Below are 17579 nucleotides of genomic sequence, written 5' to 3' on the forward strand. Positions count from 1 at the left end.
GAAAGGATCAGAAAAAGGTTTGTTGAAGAAGGGATAGAATCAGCCCTAAATCGACGAGAGCAAAAAAAACGTCGTCCGAGAATAATTGATGGGGAAAAAGAAGCCGATCTAATGGCGATTGCTTGTAGTGAAACCCCAAGGAAAAAAAGGAGTTGGACTCTTCAAATGCTGGCGGATAAAATGGTAGAACTAAAAGTAGTTGAACAAGTGTCGATTGAGACGATTAGACAAAGCTTAAAAAAAACGAACTTAAACCTTGGCTCCATGAATGTTGGGTAATTCCGCCACAATCAAACGCCGAATTTGTCTGCGGCATGGAAGAAGTTTTAGATATTTATCAACGTCCTTACGACGAAAAAAATCCTTGGGTTTGTTTTGATGAAAGTTGTAAACAGTTAGGGAAAGAAACCCGGGAAGTAATTCCTCCAGAACCTGGTCAATTAGAACGTTATGACTATCAATATGAACGGAATGGAGTGGCTAATCTCTTTATGTTTTTTGAGCCGTTAACAGGGTGGAGACATACCTCGTAACTGACCAAAGAACAGCCATTGATTATGCTCATCAAATGAAATATTTAGTAGATAAGCGTTATCCTCAAGCTGAAAAAATTGGAGTAATTCAAGCTCAATTGAATACTCATGTTAAAGCATCTTTATACAAAGCTTTTCCTCCAGAAGAAGCCAAACGAATTTTGGATAAATTAGAGTTTCATTATCCTCCTAAACATGGCAGTTGGTTGAATATGGCAGAAATTGAATTGAGTGTTTTAAATCGTCAGTGTCTTAATCGTCGTATCCCGGATCGAGATGCTCTCAAATTAGAAATTACTGCTTGGGAAGAAGAGAGAAATCAAAAATCTAGTTCTGTTAATTGGCGATTTACCACAGCAGATTCCCGGATCAAACTAAAGCGACTTTATCCCTCAATACAAACTTGATGACCTACTAGTTCTATAATCAGATCACGGCTAATTTGATTGGCTATCGACCCTATTCATGTCTATCTCCCCACCCCGTTCCGGTTACACTTTACCAGTTTTTGCCTGTGCCAGTGCGATCGCATCTCTCCAGCATCTCCACGGCGAAAATGAGCTAAATTCCGTTACTTTTAATCTTTTAGAACCGCCAGAAGCCGTTACTATTGCCATCGAACAAGTTGCCCGACTTAACCCCGATGCTGCCCTAGCTATCACCCGCAGCGATCCGGGGGACAATTTAGATTTAACTAGAAATACCCCTATATGGGCGTTAGTAGAAAGAAAAACGGGTAATCAAGAGATAGAGATTCAAGGCGGCGAAGGAATCGGCCTACAGGTTGATAATGGCGGAAAATCAGCTATTTATAGTTATGCCCAGCGTCTGCTGCAAGAAAACCTCAGACCCCTGTTACTGCCCCAAGAAAGCATCAAAGTGACGATTATCCTTCCAGAAGGCAAAAAACTGGCCACAAGGACTTCTAACGCCGCTTTTGGGGTGGTAGAGGGATTATCTTTGTTGGGTACTACTGGCATTTCCCAACCCCTGAGCGCCCCCGGACAGTTAGAAATCTTTCGCGAGCAATTAAAAATTTTATCCCGTCGTTTCGATCGCTTGGTGTTTTGTATCGGGGAAAATGGCTTAGATTTAGCCCCTCAAATGGGGATTAATCCTGATATTTTGGTAAAAACAGCCAATTGGATCGGGCCGATGTTATTAGAGGCACAATTACAGGGAATCTCTGAAATTCTTTTGTTTGGTTATCACGGTAAATTAATTAAACTTGCCGGGGGAATCTTTCAGACTCACCATCATCTCGCCGATGGTCGTCGGGAAATTCTTACCGCCTACGCCGCTAAAATGGGTTTAGCTACCCCCCATCTCCAGCAAATTTTTGACAGTAGCACCAGCGAAAACGGTCTGGAATATCTGCGTCAATTAGACCGGCAAACGGGAGATAATTGGGTGGAACGCATCTATGGAGAAATGGCTAATACTATCGATCGCCGTTGCCAAGAATACGTTTATAACCACAGTAACGGTCATCTTGGGGTCGGTTGTATTTTATTCGATCGCTCTCGTTCTTTGATCAGCAAAAGCGAAAATGGCCTTAAATTTTTGCAGAATCTACAAGTTACTCCCCAGTGACCGTGCTATGATCGTGGGAATATTTAGTCTTAAAAAATGAAACTAATAAGGCCATACTATTGTAGCTTATTTCCAGAACAATAGCCGATTTAGTTCACAAATCTTTAACCTTTTCCTGCCAGTTTCTTTTTTTGATCGCAGTGACAACTCAAACCCCCCTTCCTACCCCTGAAGAGACTTTGCCCTCAGAGTCCTTCACTAATAGCCTTAATCGTCAAATAATCATCATTCTTGACTTTGGCTCCCAGTATTCTGAATTAATCGCCCGCAGAATCCGGGAAACGAACGTTTACTCCGAAGTTCTCTCCTATCGTACCAGTGCCGAACAATTGGCCCAAATCAACCCGAAAGGAATAATTCTTTCGGGCGGTCCCAATTCCGTCTATGATCCTGGAGCGCCCCACTGTGATCCCGAAATTTGGAATTTAGGTGTACCCGTCCTCGGAGTTTGCTACGGGATGCAATTGATGGTACAGCAGTTAGGGGGCAGGGTAGAACGGGCAAAACGGGCCGAATACGGCAAAGCATCCCTATTTATCAACGATCCTACCGATTTATTAACCAATGTCGAGAACGGCTCCACCGCCTGGATGAGTCACGGGGATTCCTGCGTGGAATTGCCCCCAGGTTTTGAAATTCTCGCTCATACCGATAATACCGATTGTGCGGCCATTGCCGATCACGAGAAAAAACTCTTTGGAGTGCAGTTTCACCCGGAAGTTGTCCATTCTGTGGGAGGAATCGCCTTAATTCGCAATTTCGTCTATCATATCTGCAAATGCGAACCCACTTGGACCACGGCAGCTTTTGTCGAGGAATCGATCCGAGAAATTAGGGCAAAAGTGGGCGATAAGCGAGTTTTATTGGCTTTATCCGGCGGTGTGGACTCCTCTACCTTAGCATTCCTCTTGCATCGAGCGATCGGTGATCAACTAACCTGTATGTTTATCGATCAGGGATTCATGCGTAAGGGTGAACCAGAACGATTAATGCAGATATTTAACGAGCAATTCCATATTAGAGTCGAGTATGTCAACGCTAGAGAGCGATTTTTAGCGCAAGTGGCCGGTGTCACGGATCCCGAAGAAAAGCGCCGTCGTATCGGCCATGAATTTATTCAGGTCTTTGAAGAAGAATCGAATCGTTTGGGACCCTTTGATTATCTGGCCCAAGGAACTTTATATCCCGATGTGATTGAATCGGCCGATAGTAATGTGGATCCCAAAACCGGGGAAAGAGTAGCGGTTAAAATTAAAAGTCATCATAACGTTGGTGGACTGCCGAAAAATCTCCGGTTTAAATTAGTCGAACCCCTGCGAAAATTATTTAAGGATGAGGTGAGAAAATTAGGTCGATCGATCGGTCTTCCAGAAGAAATTGTTCGTCGTCAACCTTTCCCCGGCCCCGGTTTAGCGATTCGCATTTTAGGGGAAGTCACCGCAGATAAATTAAATATTTTGCGCGATGCAGATTGGGTGGTGCGCGATGAGATTAATAAGCAGGGAATGTATCACGATTTCTGGCAAGCTTTCGCGGTTTTATTGCCTGTCCGCAGTGTGGGAGTAATGGGAGATCAACGCACCTACGCTTATCCTATTGTCCTACGTTTAGTCAGCAGTGAAGACGGAATGACTGCCGATTGGTCGCGGGTTCCCTATGATTTATTGGAGACAATTTCTAATCGCATTGTCAATGAAGTTAAGGGAGTTAACCGCGTGGTTTATGATATTACTTCTAAGCCACCCGGAACTATAGAATGGGAGTAGTATTGAATTATTGATTGATTGTTAGTCCCGTCCAAATATTGGGGCGGGATTTTTGCAGAATAGACAATTGAGGAGATTAATTACTACCATGACACAGTTAGAGATTTTAGAAGAAATAGAAGCGGTGGATTTTGCGGAAGAAGAAGAAGATATTGCAGGAGAATCAGCAAACCAAAAAAAGCTACAACTCAAAGAAATCTCCGAGACTGTTGTTGCTGGAAGTGATTGGACTACCGCAACGATCCGCGATCAATTAATTCGAGAAAATATTCAACTCAATCCGCGCTTTCAAAGACGAGATGCTTGGAATATTACTCGTAAAAGTCGATTTATTGAATCCCTAATTCTAGGGTTTCCAGTCCCACTGATTGTCTTAGCTACTAATAATAAGGAAAAAGGGAAATTTATCGTTCTTGATGGCAAACAACGCCTACTAACAATTTTACAGTTTTATGGTGACAGTGCCACACCTAATAATAGTTTTACTTTAAAAGATTTAGAATTTCTAGATAATCTCAATGGCTGCCAATATCAGGATCTAAAAAATGACGTCAATTTAAATGATTTCTTAGACCAACTGGATAATCAAACTATCCGCACGATTGTTATCCGTAATTGGAAAACGGAGAGTTTCCTCCATAAAATTTTTCTGCGTCTCAATGTGGAAAATACCCCTTTGTCTTCTCAAGAATTAAGACAAGCATTACACCCAGGGGGTTTTATTAATTTTTTAGATGATCGAGCGATCGAAAGTCAAGCATTAAAGAAAATATTTAAATCTTCCTATCCCGATTTCCGGATGCGCGACACTGATATATTATTGCGTTATGTAGCTTTTCATTATTATTTATCCGATTATCGCGGTGATGTTCAGATGCTTCTAGATAAAACCTGTCAAAATTTCAATCAAGAATGGGAAAAACGCTCAGATGAAATTATCAATGTTGTTGATCAATTTGAAAAAGCTGTCCAGACAACGATTAATATTTTTGGAGAGAAAAACTTTTCTCGTCTCTGGTTATATAAAGAAAAAAAGTATCGAAGTCAGTTCAATCGAGCAATTTTAGATGTGATGGTTTTTTACTTTTGCGATGATCTAATTAGAGCAGCTGCCGAGAAAAACAAAGAACAGATAGAAAATGCTTTTAAAGAATTATTATCTAACCCTGACAATGAATTTAGGAACTCAGTAGAAAAAACTACTAAAAGTATTAGAGCAACTTACAATCGTTTTAATTTATGGGGTCAAGCTTTATCAAAAGTATTAGATATTAACTTCAATATTCCTCAGATGGAAGACAATCGTATTATTTTTAAGGGGTTAAGATAGTTGTTTTTTTACTATGCCGAAATCTCTAAGATTTAGACAACTAACCAAAGAATTAAATCGACTCAGAAAACAATTCCTACCTCGTAAATTCAGCGAGATAAATGAATATTCTGAAAGACAATTAGCTTTAACTTTTGCCTATCGAGTTTTTGCTCATGCTGAGATTGAATCTTATCTTGAAGATCGAGTTTGGGATACAGTACAGACAGCAAAAAATATCTGGGATAATCAAGGTAAAGCTGGTCGAGTTTTGTTATGTGTAATCGCTTTTTCTGGTCAAGAAATGGAAAATCCTCCCGATACCATTACTCCTCTTAAAGGTAACAAAAATGTCTCCCTAGACAAACTGAAAATAACTAAAAAAATTGACATAGTGATTAGATGTTTTAAATCAGTTATCGATCAAAATCATGGGATTAAGGAAACTAACCTATTAAAATTACTCTTACCAATCGGCATCGATAGTGATGACTTAGATAAAGTTTGGTTAGCCAATATGAATACTTTTGGAGAAGAACGCGGTGAAATCGCTCATTCTTCGGCAATAAAAACGAAAAAAACGCCTAACCCTGCCGACGAATTAGAAAGAGTTAAACAAATTATTCAAGAATTAGAGAAAGTCGATCAATTGATTACTAATTTGCTCAAGTAATTGCACTCTTAATAAAACTTAAATTTTTAATTATATCAGAAATACAGTATAATGAAATGCAGAGAATAGAGAGCTAATCATCAAAGTGAAACATAGACCAATTGCGATCGATTTATTTGCCGGCTGCGGTGGGATGTCCCTTGGTCTAGAAGCGGCGGGATTTGATATTGCTGTAGCGGTGGAGTTTGATGCAGTCCATTCCTTGGTTCATCATTTTAACTTTCCCTATTGTCAAACTATTTGCCGGGATATAGCCAAAGTAACAAGTAGAGAAATATGGGAATTATTAAAACTAAAAGGCTATGCCACCGATGTTAGTTTAATTGCCGGCGGTCCCCCCTGCCAAGGTTTTTCACTGATTGGTAAACGACAAATAGATGATCCTAGAAATTCTCTAGTATTTGAATATCTGCGAATTGTAGGGGAAATTAAACCCAAGTATTTTATCTTTGAAAATGTCCCCGGCATGGCGACGGGTAAACATAAACAATTTTTAGAGGAGTTAATCTCTGAATTTGAAGCTATTGGCTATACAATCAATCAGCCAATTAAAATCCTTGATGCCAGTGAATACGGCGCACCACAAAAGCGCAGAAGATTAATCTTAATTGGTAGTCGAAAAGACGTGACGATGGCTAAATATCCCCTGGCAAAGACCGTCGATTTGAACTCAGCCAAAAAATCAGCTTTTACCAGCGTCTATGATGCGATTTCAGATTTAGAATTAATACCAGCCTTTATCGATACTGATTTAGGCATACCCGCATCAAAATTAGATTATAGTGGTAAGAGGAAAAAATATTCAGTGCAGCCAAGGGATATTTTTAAACTTTGCCATCAAAGAACAGTAGATACAAAAATCTATGGACATATAGGCTCAGTTCATACCCAAAGATCAATTAATAGATTTATCGTAACCGAACCGGGTACAGTGGAACCAAAAAGTCGCTTTTTCAAGCTTTCTCCCACTGGTTTATGCAATACTCTCCGGGCCGGAACTAATAGTGACAAAGGGGCCTATACTGCTCCTAGACCCATTCACTATTCTATTCCTCGTTGTATTACTGTACGAGAAGCCGCCAGATTACATACATTCCCCGATTGGTTTCAGTTTCACCGCACAATATGGCATGGTTTTCGTGAGATTGGTAACGCGGTTATTCCGCTATTATCGAAAGAACTTGGCTCTTCTGTGATGGGAGCAATGAATATCAATACCGCTAATCTCAACCGAGTTATTTTAGAAAAAATGCCCGAAGACTTATTGCTATATAATATGTCTCAGGCATCAAACTATTGGGGAATCCCTGACGATGTTATCGCGAAAAGAAAACGAGGTGTCTCTCAGAGATAGTACGATTAACTGCCAATCGAACTTTAAAAACTCGCTCCCATCTTCCCACTCTCCTATACTTTTTAAACAGGATTTACTATCATTTTTATTATTCGGTAACCGTCCACCAAGCGAGAGCAAAAGCTTGTTCTTTCTCGTTAACTTGTTGACGATATTGAACCCGAATTTTATACTTTCCAGAGATGGGGACAGGACAAAAAATATGCTCTAAACTATCACTATCACTCAGGGAAGCACAGGTGTATTTAACATTATTATCCTCCTGGTCAGGTAAAAGATAAACATCTAAATTATTCAGGCCGCGATCTCGGAAACTTTCATCGAGATCATAGAGATTATTGCCATTAGTATCGATTAGTTCTACCAAACGATCCCAAGCTAAAGTTATCGAAACAAAACTATTAGCTTTTAAGGGCTTCTCTAGGGCATAATCTTGATAACTATTAGCGGTAACTGTAGCGTAATCCCAACCAATAGGAGGAATAGATTCTGCGGCGGACCATTGACCATTACTAAACTGTTGGTAGGCGCGAAAAGTGTTAAGATGTCCCGTCCCCATCTGAATATCTAAAGGAATTTTCGGGTCTTTATAAGCATCGGACTCTAACCAAGTTTTTTGGTCCTTAGTTAAGACTGTCCGTCTCATACCTAACCGTAACCCATCCCCCGTATCTTTAATTTTATCGGCAGCATTAAGCATCACTGCCTTCATTACTTGATGATGACGAGAATCGAGACTCCAATGGGGATTTTTTTGATTAATTTGTTGATCGCCGTATTCTTGTAAAAGCGCCACGGATGCCGTAATATGAGGGGCAGCGAAACTGGTGCCACTAACAGTATTTAATTTACCTTTGAGATCATAAAGCTCTATTTTATTGCCGGGGGCAACTAAATTAATCGACCGTCGCGAACCATCATTAATTTCCCGTTTAATTAAACTGCGACCAATACCCACTGGCAAAGCACTAATATTAGCAAAATCAACTTTAGTAAATTTTCCTTCTCTTTTCGCTGTATAAGCGGTAGTAATGCCGTTAAAATGATCGGTGGGAATGGGAATTCCTCCCTTACCTTGATTACCGGCAATTACATAAAGAACATCATCAACTCGCGATGACCAATCAACACATTGAGTTAATAAAGCTTGACCATCTAATTTTGGTTCCTGTCGTTGATCTCTTTGCAAAGATTCCCCAAAACTAAAGTTAATTGCTCGCACATCACCGCTATTTTGTCGGGCAATATTTTGACTGGTAAGACATTCTTCCGGTTGTCCGCCGCGTCGCAAAGAACCCACCGCCCCCGAATATAATCTCGCTTTTGGGGCCACTCCGGGGATTTTTTTATCATCACTGACCATCACCGTCGCCACCATAGCGGCGTGATTATCTAGATAGGTGTTGGGTTTGGCAATTTGATCGCGAAAAAAAACACCGGCTAATTTATAGGGGGGTCGCCAAGCTGCCACTTTATCATAACCGAACTGAGCCGGTCGGCCGATTTCCACTTGACCGATGGCAATTTTTCGCCCTAATAAATTATAGGGTTCTGCCCGCAGGCGATCGGCATAAATTCCCTGTTCACCGATGGAATTAGAAAGAACTAGGGAAGGAAGGAGAATTATCGTTACTACTAACCCGACGACAAACCAAAACCCTCTTTTCATCATCAGCAATCCTGCGGCAGTAAGGTGATACCGATCCATTCTAGGACAGAAATCTCAGAAAATACCTAAATCTCTTTTTTGGCTAGGCGGGATGGTAATAAAAAGCCACTGCCAAGATTAAATAGGTGGCTAGTAATAGGGTTCCATCTAACCAATTGGAACGACCGGTAAAGCTGATTAAATTAGTGACAACCACCGCTACAATCAAAGCCACCACGTTAAAGGGATTAAAATTTAAATCCATGGGTTGCTGCCAAAATTGACCGATAAAAACTAATAAAGGTGCTACGAATAAAGCCACCAATAAACTATCACCCATCGCCACGGAAACCGTTAAATCCATCTGATTTTTTAGGGCTAATTGAATGACGGTAACTATTCCAGAAACATCGCTAATTAAAGGGATGAAAATCACCCCGATAAAGAGAGGAGTGAGATGAAATCCTTCCATCACCGATTCCACTACATCAACAAATAAATCCGACTCATAAGCTACAGCTACGGTGGAAGTAAGCAGCACAAGTAACCAAATCCAGACTTGAGCTTTTTCTTCCTCACTAACCTGATTGTCGGGGGTATTTTCATTACTTAATCCCACTTCGTAGAGATAGCTATGGGTTTTGAGGGAAAATAATAAAGTTAACCCGTAAACTATTAATAAAACCGTGGCGGTGACTAGGGAAAGACTGAGAATATCGGCAACTTCCACCACGTTAGAAGTATATATTACCAAAGTTGGTAAAGCGATCGCTATTACTGCTAAAGTCATGGAAGAACCATTTACCCGCGCTAAAATCGGTTTAAATTCTTGCTCTTTGTAGCGAATTCCTCCCGTGAGCATTCCCATGCCCATAAATAATAATAAATCGCTGAGAATACTACCGGTAATACTGGCTTGTACGATGTCCACCAAGCCTTTTTTTAGGGCAATTAAGGCAATAACTAAAGTGGTAGTATTGCCAAAGATAGCATTAACTAATCCTCCCAAAGTTGGCCCAGTGACTACGGCAACTCTTTCCACAGACGTACTTAACCAAATTGACAGGGGAATGATCGATAAAGCGGCAGTGATAAAAATAGCTTGATCTCCCCAATTAAGACGACTAGCGACCACCGATAGGGGAATAAATAATAGGAAAGCAAAGGAGACAATTTTTCTTAAATTCATGGGTTATTAATGGCGATTTCTCCCACCATTCCCGCTTCAGCATGACCTGGAATAGTACAGATTAATTTATACTTACCAGTTTTGAGAGGAACTATTACCCATTCTGCCTGTGCATTAGGTTTTAATTCTAGTTCGTGAATTGCCCCTTTAATCTCCACTTTTCCCGCTTCAACTTTCTGCGTCCAACTAGCATCGGCGAAGTCTTTAGCGGTAAAATAATGTTTAGTGGGACTGGGATTATCGAGGATTAATTTGTATTTTTGTCCAGCAATAAAGTCTAGTTGACTAGGAAAGAATTTTAATTCTCCTTGCCCGGAGCCTAGACTAATTTTAACTTCTAGAGGGGCGGAGCCGGCGAAGGCCGGAAAAGTCACTAACCAACAACTAATTAAAACTATTACTACTGCCACAAATTTTTGGTAGATATCCTTGCCAGCGAAGTAGGGATTAGAATTCATTTTGCTCCTGCAGCTTATAATAAGCTGTTGACTATCTAAATTGCTCGTTAAGACTGAACCGGAGTGCCGGAGTTGGGAGCAGGGAGAGGAAGTTTTAGCATTTGTACTAAAATTTCCAATATGCAGTTTAAATGCAGTACAGCTTAGAGAAAATCTGGCGGCTTTGACGATAACTTTACAACAAGTGGTGATTCTGACCGGCTGTCTTCCCTTCCATTCCCTAAAAGTCCCTTGGCCACTGTTCAAACCTCGGGACTTCTAGCCACTCTCAGTTAAATCGACAAAATTAATCTAAGCTATCGGGAGAATGGGGATAAAGTTGTTCGGCTTCCGGACAATCTTCCGAGACATTAATATCAGGATTCGTCCGCGACACCGAGGCCAGTTTTCTGCTAACCGCACCAATACTTTCTAAACGCACCATTTCTTCCCAAGAAGAAATTTCGTCTTCTTCTTCTGTTTCGTAGCGAATGGTGACGAGATCGCTTTCTAGATCGATAATACGAGCATTATCAATCCATCTTTGCTGATCGCGCAAGAAAATGCAGACTTCCTGACCATCCATACAGAATTGATAAATCTTGCGGTGTAACATAAATTGCTCCTAAACAGCTTCTTTTGTTGGATTTAACTAACGGGAAGTGACAAAATGCCAATCTTAGCAATAGCTCAAAAATTCCCGTGGATAACACAAAAGGGAGAAAAATTCCGATAGTAGTGGCAAGAATGGGAAAGAAAAGTCAGGTTTCCAGTTTGGGGCTACGTTCTTCAAAGACATCGATTCGATTAATAGACGGCTTCGGCGATTCACTAAAAAATCGCCCTTATAGAGTCATTGTTACATAAATTTTCACCTGATAACAGCATCTGTGGATGGAATGGGGTGATGGGGTGATGGGGTGATGAGGTGATGGGGAGATGGGGAGATGGGGAGATGGGGGAATTTCAACTAAAACCCTAAAACCCCAACACCTAACCCCGATGCTGATTTAAAATAGCCATCATCTTTTGGGCCACCGCTGCTGTTTGTTCGAGCATGGCAAAATGACCGCAATCGGACAACTCAATCACGTTGCCGCCAGTTTCAAACAAGGGATGAAAACTCGCCAGATGGTTAACGTACTTAACTTCCATAATCGTGTCCTCTTTCCCCGCCAGAAAATAGACCGGCTGCGGGAGACGGGAGACAATCTGGGGTAAAAGATGAACTTCGCCGATAGTGGTGGTTTCCAAAAGTGACCCTAGGGCCGCTTGGTAATCGGCCCGGACAAAATCAATCACTCGCTGTTTGCCCCATTTTTTACTTAGGGGTTGCTTGACCATCATCCGCGAGAATAAAACATCAATCAAGGGAACACCGGGCAACCAAGGCGGTCTTCTCTGTAAAATCTGTCTTCCGGCTTCCCGAAAGCGCTCAAATTCCTCCTTTAGATAGATGCCACCGCCGGCATTCATACAGATTACCCCTTTAATCCGTTCAGGACAGATATCCGCGGACCACAAAGCCACACTACCACCGAGGGAATGACCAACTAACCAAGCAGCATCGAGGTTTAAGCGGTTAAGAAGGGTAATAACGTCTTGGGAGTAGGATTCAAGGTTATAACTACTAGGAGGACTGTTAGAGGTGATTTTTTGGGAGTCGCCGAAGCCCCGGAGATCGTAAACTAGACAGGGATAATCCGGGGAGAGAATATCTACCAAAGGCTGCCAGTAGTGACGACTCAGCAGCCAACCGTGTATAAAGACTAAAACCGGTTTATCCGCTCGGGGCGAAAATAACTCGTAACTGTGGGATACTCCCGATATGTCGATGGTAGGCATATAATCAATCTCAACCTAAGTTAAACCGTTGATAGGGGTTACTAGGGAAACTTCTAGAGAAAAATCGGTGTATTTAGCCTTGTTTACAGAGCAGAATCAGGGAAGCTTAGGATTTTCCCTGATAGCTGATCAATCAATGCTATAGACAATTTCAAAAGCTTCTACTTTAAGTATAAAACACTGGGGATACCTCCCTAAAATAGGATGACAACCCTAGACCAGGATTTATCTATGAAATGCGATCGCTTTTTAACTCTTTCCCTAGTGTTAAGTCTGGGATTAGTTTTTCCCCCCTCTTTACCCGCACAAAATCCCCCCGCTACCACCTTTCAACCGGGTCCTTGGCAGCCTGTTGCTAGGGTGAATATGAGTCGTCCCGTGGAGATCAAAATTATCAATCAAACCGATATTGACCTCAATTATGACCTATCGGCCAATATTGATTCCTCTCCCCAATTATTATCTCCGGGTACGGAGACAACCCTAAGAGGTTTCGTAATTCCAGCATATATTCTGATTAATCGGGCTAATGCCGCCGCGGATCGCTATTCTTCCAGTTTAATCTATGCCGTAGAAGTCAATGATGATAATTTAGTCACGATTACTGTCACCAAAGTTCCGGGGAGTACCCCCGGTTATACCACCTTTAACATCAATCAACAGGGTGCTATTTATATTTACTAGCTCTAGCTTAAACTGTTGTGGAGCCACCCCGATAATTATCCCTGCACTTTCTTAATTAATTCCTCCCGCAGGGGTTGTAGGAGAGTATCGAATTCGGGGAAATAATCGGGAGTAGCAAACAGATTATTAAACCATGTAGTGACGGCAATATTATCGACCACGGGAGTAAAATCAAACGGTTGAACCCCATCGATATGACGACTGTTTACCCCAAAACCTGCCCTTTGACGACGATATGGCCAAGGGGTTGCCTTTTCTCTTAACCAGAGGTCAAAGTTAGCAGATTTGGCCATGGAATCGGCTAAATTTTTCTCTATCTCGGTCGGTAAAAAACTTTTTTGAGATTGTAACCATGCTTGTGGTAAAAGCTTCCCTCTTTCAGGGGGATTTAACCAAGCTTGTTTCAGTAAATCTACTCCGGGTAAGGGATTTTTTAGGGAGGGATTTAATAAAGCTTTTCCCACTTCTTTCCCGGATTTTTGCCAATCTTGGGCCGCTTTCAGTTCATCCCCGCGCCACCAGGACAAACTCCCACGATAAAAATGCAGATTATTTTTCAAATTCTCGGAAGGGTTACTTTGCAAAAGCTGACTATAAATTGAATCAACCCTGTCTAACATTTTTGTGTATATTGGTTGTAGGCTGGGTAAACGCCAGAGGGAACTGGTAATAAATAAAGGATCACGCACAGCTTCTAAAGCAAAAGCTTCTATAGCTAAATCGGGTTGATTTTGGGCCAGTAAACTGACGGCCAAACCCTGAAACACTCCTCTTTTAGCGGGGATTAATTTTATTGATTCGATAAAGGATTTAGTTGCTGCGCTGGGATTTTGCCTCAGTTGCAACCATCCCAGATTACTGTGGCCGAATTCTTGATAGGGAGAAACCTGATTTCCTACTTGAAAATATTTAATTCCCTCGTTTAAAGCCTGAAGATTATTGGTATTAATAGCTAAATCGCCTAAATTCCAACCTAATTGATAGGGATAATAGGGTTCCCAGGGGGCTAATTGATGGGCTTTAATCAGAGTATCGTGAAAAGGTGCGATCTTTTTTTCTGCCAAAAAATCGAAGCCATAACTAGAAAGTTGCCAAGCGCGATGAATAGGAAGTAACCAAATTATCATGACTAACACAATTCCCAATCCTGTAAAAAAGATACCTTTTGGGGGAATAGCTAAAAACTTAGTTTCTTTTCTAGGTAAGGAAGAAGTCAGACAAGCTAGGTAAATAGTTAAGGTTCCGGCAATAGCAATATTATCTAATTGATAATCGGTTAAACTCATTAATCCGTAGCCGAATAATCCTGTATAAACACAGGGCAGTAAAATTTGATCGCTGAAATTGTCAGGGGCGGGAGAACGAAAAAAATGAAAAATCAGGACTATAACCAGTCCAATCCCTGCTAAAATGCCCCAAATGCCTAATTCAGCAAATAATTGAGCGGGGGTGCTATGCAGTTGATAAATCAATTCTGATGCCCTTCCCGCTATCAGGGGACGGTAGTGCTGATAAGTGATAGGAACATTGCCTAAACCAATCCCCGTCAAAAGATTTTCACTGCCCATCTGCCAACCGATAAGGGTATTAATCCAACGATAGGAAAATTCGTTATCTCCTCCTCCCTGTACTAGGGAAGTTATCACGGTTTTTAGACGATTATTAGCGAAGATAACAATAAATAAAAACAGCAAAGTGGCTAATCCTCCTAATCCTAACCAGAGTCGGGGAATTTGACTTCTAAAAATTAAAATTCCTAATCCTATTACACAAACCCCGATTAATCCTAGCCAACCACCCCGAGAACTGGTAGTGTAGAGATCGAGAATGCCTAAACCAATACCGGTAAACCATAGCCAACGCTGCCAATTTTTAGCCAATATAGCTAATCCCAATAGTAAAGGTAAGGCAAGAACGAGAAAACCCGCCACATAATTTTGATGACCCAAGGGCGCCCAATTGCGTAACTCTAAGACTGAAAAATCAAAAGAAATCTCGACTCCATTTTGCTGTAATTCCCTAATCCTTGCTAATTCCGGTGATAAAGTTTGGCTTGTCCACAAAAAAAGACTGATAATAATAAAAGCCAGACTGAGATAACCTTGAAAACTGAGGATAGCATAGCGTCGCTGGGGAGAATTATCAGTGATAATCCATTGATGCAGGGCGTATAAAGCGCAGATAATACCAATAGCTGCCCAACTATACCAGCGCGCTTGATTGGGAAATGGGGAGAAAAGACTAGAAATAATTAATCCCAAAACTATAATCCCAGTTATCAGATCAAAACCATTACCCAAACCAGTCAAGCTTTTATGGTGCCAAATCTGGGATAATAACCATAAAATCGGACAGAGTAAACCGATTTGCCAGATAGCGACCCAAGGCCACTGTACCATGAGACTATGACTATCGGCCATCAGGGTGAAAATTGCGTAGAGAAAAGCGGTAAGCAGTAACCACAGACGGGAAGTGGCAATATCGTTAGTCGTCTCAGTCATAGCGGGTGGATCGAGGATTAAAATTAATAAGTTATCTCAATTATTCTCTATTGAAAACCACCTCGGCCAGTTTCCAGGTTTAAATTAGTGATAGTCAAGTCAATAGAGTTAGGATTCTTATTCTTACTATTCCCCAATGATGGTTAGAAATTAAATAGATGTTTAATCAGTTTCCGCGACGACAATTTCTCTATCTAACAGGGGGATTCACCGTCACCTTAGCAATTAATACCGGTTTAAAAGCCGAAATATTGCCAAAAAAAATAGAAATAGAGGCTTTTAGCCCCGATGGTCAACCTTTAAATAAAAAAGCCCTCAATCAACTCTATTTTCTCACCCTTGCTGCCCAACCTTTACCAAATCCTCCCCGCAATCTGGAGGAGGGAAAATTATTTTCTTCCCTTCCCCCCTCCCCTGTAGCGATAACTCTTAAGTTACCTGTGAAGGGTTTCGGGGAAATGTTCCTAGAGGCAGATAATCGGGGTTTCGGTTACTCTGCTGCCGATTTTCCCTTAAATTTTAATTTAGCTGCCGCTGACTCCCATTTTTATCGGGTTAAACAGTCTCTCGAAGTCTGGCAGCAACAGGGGGGGCAATTTTCCCCCGCTATTTGGCAACGTCTGGAAACAGCGAAAAGCTATCTCGATTTAGCCAATGCCAGCGATAATAATAGAGAAAGGGTGCAGTACTGTGATAAAAGCTTAACTGAGAGTCTCTGGGCGGGGGAAATGGCAGTTATCAGTAAAGCAACCCAAATTATCGCCCAAAATTCTCTAAAACCAGACTTTCTCTTTGGTTGTAATTTTTTTGGCTATCCCCAACAGGGAGAAAAATACCAAGAATTATTCCAAGCAGTCTTTAATTTTGCAACAATACCCTTTTATTGGCGATATTTTCAGCAAAATGAGACGGATAAACGAGTTGATTGGCTACTTAATCATAATATTACCCCGAAAGGTCATCCTCTCGTCTGGTTTCATCCCGTGGGCATTCCCGACTTTATCCGCAATCAACCCTTTGCAGAGATTAAAAAATTAGTGGCAACGCGAGTTAGGGAAGTTACGGCATATTATCGGGGAAAAATCAGCCATTTTGACGTGATTAACGAGGCTAACGGCATTAAATGGGCAAATGATTTAAATTTCTCCCTCAACCAGTTGATCGAATTAACCGAGATTGCCTGTCAAGAATCCCGTCGCGGCAATCCGCAAGTGTATAGAATTGTTAATAGTTGTTGCACTTGGGGCGAAAATGTGGCATACCATCAACCGCCCCAACATAGTCCTTTAGAATATCTGCAAACTTGTCTAGAGGCAGGTATTGAATTTGAGGCGATCGGACTACAATTATATTATCCCGATCGAGATTTATTCGAGATCGATCGACAATTGGAACGTTTTAGTCAATTAGGAAAACCAATTCATATCACGGAATTAGGCATTTCTTCCGCCACCACCGTCGATGAATTATCCTATTTAAAGGAACCCCTAGGACGGTGGCGCGATGACTGGAGTGAGGCAATTCAAGCCGATTGGGTGGAACAATTCTACAGCCTTTGTTATAGTAAATCCTATATCAAAGCAATTAGTTGGTGGGATTTAACCGATAACGGTAATTTCTGGCCCCACGGAGGTTTAGTTAATAGGGATCTAACTCCGAAATTAGCCTACAAAAGGTTAAAAAATCTCCTACAAACCTGGCGAGGACAAGCATGAATACAATTAGTAATTTTTTAGCTAGTGCTATTGTCGGCGGTTGGATTATGACTATGGCGGTTTTTGTTATCCAAAATATCCAACCAGTTTCTTTAAAGTTTCTACAATTTGAGTCAATTAAAGTACCTATCGGCATTTTATTGGCTTTTTCTTTGGCAATGGGATTTTTTATCGCCGCAGTTATTCCCGCTTTTTTGAGAAAGTCGAAAAAATCTCCTCGCAGTCGCTTTTCTCCCCCAGAATCGGGGTTAGACGAGTTTGATTTTTAAATAGTCTTTTGACTGGCTAATTTATCGGCTCTCTTAGGGTTTGGTGGGTAAAATGTGTTCTAA

At 41.2% G+C, this 17579-nt stretch carries 14 protein-coding genes and 1 pseudogene; 9 read left to right on the top strand and 6 right to left on the bottom strand.

Features of this window, described 5'->3' with window-relative positions; translation table 11 throughout:
• From O9334_RS20140 to O9334_RS20165, 6 genes and pseudogenes are all read left to right on the top strand, one after another.
• Positions 1-940, top strand: a pseudogene (locus tag O9334_RS20140) (IS630 family transposase); the annotation flags it as partial.
• Positions 941-998: 58 nt separating this feature from the next.
• Positions 999-2126, top strand: coding sequence for a cobalt-precorrin-5B (C(1))-methyltransferase CbiD (gene cbiD / locus O9334_RS20145; RefSeq protein WP_045359513.1), 1128 nt, complete (start codon positions 999-1001; stop codon positions 2124-2126).
• Between the two features lie 140 nt (positions 2127-2266).
• Entirely contained in the window at positions 2267-3892 is a 1626-nt protein-coding gene (gene guaA / locus O9334_RS20150; RefSeq protein WP_288002110.1) for a glutamine-hydrolyzing GMP synthase, read from the top strand.
• An 88-nt stretch (positions 3893-3980) separates the two neighbouring features.
• On the top strand, positions 3981-5222 hold the full coding sequence (locus tag O9334_RS20155; RefSeq protein WP_288002113.1) for a DUF262 domain-containing protein: 1242 nt from the start codon (positions 3981-3983) through the stop codon (positions 5220-5222).
• A gap of 13 nt (positions 5223-5235) precedes the next feature.
• Complete coding sequence (locus tag O9334_RS20160) at positions 5236-5874, top strand: HEPN domain-containing protein (protein WP_288002115.1); 639 nt, start codon at positions 5236-5238, stop codon at positions 5872-5874.
• A gap of 85 nt (positions 5875-5959) precedes the next feature.
• Entirely contained in the window at positions 5960-7228 is a 1269-nt protein-coding gene (locus O9334_RS20165) for a DNA cytosine methyltransferase (protein ID WP_045359514.1), read from the top strand.
• 88 nt (positions 7229-7316) lie between these two features.
• On the opposite strand, the gene O9334_RS20170 is transcribed toward O9334_RS20165, so the two are convergent.
• The 5 genes from O9334_RS20170 to O9334_RS20190 form a co-directional block, all read right to left on the bottom strand.
• Positions 7317-8936, bottom strand: coding sequence for a S8 family serine peptidase (locus tag O9334_RS20170; RefSeq protein ID WP_288002119.1), 1620 nt, complete (start codon positions 8934-8936; stop codon positions 7317-7319).
• A gap of 43 nt (positions 8937-8979) precedes the next feature.
• Positions 8980-10065 (bottom strand): calcium/proton exchanger, encoded by a 1086-nt coding sequence (gene cax, locus O9334_RS20175; protein ID WP_288002120.1) that lies wholly within the window; start codon positions 10063-10065, stop codon positions 8980-8982.
• The gene (locus O9334_RS20180; RefSeq protein WP_002741915.1) at positions 10062-10523 is read right to left on the bottom strand and encodes a cupredoxin domain-containing protein; all 462 of its coding nucleotides are present in this window, start codon (positions 10521-10523) and stop codon (positions 10062-10064) included. The genes cax and O9334_RS20180 overlap by 4 nt, the downstream gene beginning before the upstream one ends.
• A 286-nt stretch (positions 10524-10809) precedes the next feature.
• Positions 10810-11118 (bottom strand): DUF6679 family protein, encoded by a 309-nt coding sequence (locus tag O9334_RS20185; protein WP_002735547.1) that lies wholly within the window; start codon positions 11116-11118, stop codon positions 10810-10812.
• A gap of 377 nt (positions 11119-11495) precedes the next feature.
• Positions 11496-12347 (bottom strand): alpha/beta fold hydrolase, encoded by an 852-nt coding sequence (locus O9334_RS20190; protein WP_045359519.1) that lies wholly within the window; start codon positions 12345-12347, stop codon positions 11496-11498.
• 231 nt (positions 12348-12578) lie between these two features.
• Here O9334_RS20190 and O9334_RS20195 point away from each other — a divergent pair, with 231 nt between their 5' ends.
• Positions 12579-13031 carry a hypothetical protein gene (locus tag O9334_RS20195; RefSeq protein WP_045359521.1) on the top strand — a complete coding sequence of 151 codons (453 nt, stop codon included), beginning with the start codon at positions 12579-12581 and terminating at the stop codon, positions 13029-13031.
• Between the two features lie 35 nt (positions 13032-13066).
• Here the strand turns inward: O9334_RS20195 and O9334_RS20200 are convergent, their stop codons facing one another.
• Positions 13067-15532: an O-antigen ligase family protein gene (locus O9334_RS20200; protein ID WP_045359522.1), complete on the bottom strand. Its 2466-nt coding sequence runs from the start codon at positions 15530-15532 to the stop codon at positions 13067-13069.
• Positions 15533-15690: 158 nt separating this feature from the next.
• Between O9334_RS20200 and O9334_RS20205 the strand changes: the two genes are divergently transcribed.
• Positions 15691-17247, top strand: a complete 1557-nt coding sequence (locus tag O9334_RS20205; protein ID WP_045359524.1) for an endo-1,4-beta-xylanase — start codon at positions 15691-15693, stop codon at positions 17245-17247.
• The gene (locus O9334_RS20210; RefSeq protein WP_045359525.1) at positions 17244-17516 is read left to right on the top strand and encodes a lipopolysaccharide assembly protein LapA domain-containing protein; all 273 of its coding nucleotides are present in this window, start codon (positions 17244-17246) and stop codon (positions 17514-17516) included. The genes O9334_RS20205 and O9334_RS20210 overlap by 4 nt, the downstream gene beginning before the upstream one ends.
• Positions 17517-17579 lie beyond the last annotated feature (63 nt).

This window comes from Microcystis sp. LE19-8.1F (assembly GCF_027531715.1).
Classification (GTDB): Bacteria; Cyanobacteriota; Cyanobacteriia; order Cyanobacteriales; family Microcystaceae; genus Microcystis; species Microcystis wesenbergii_A.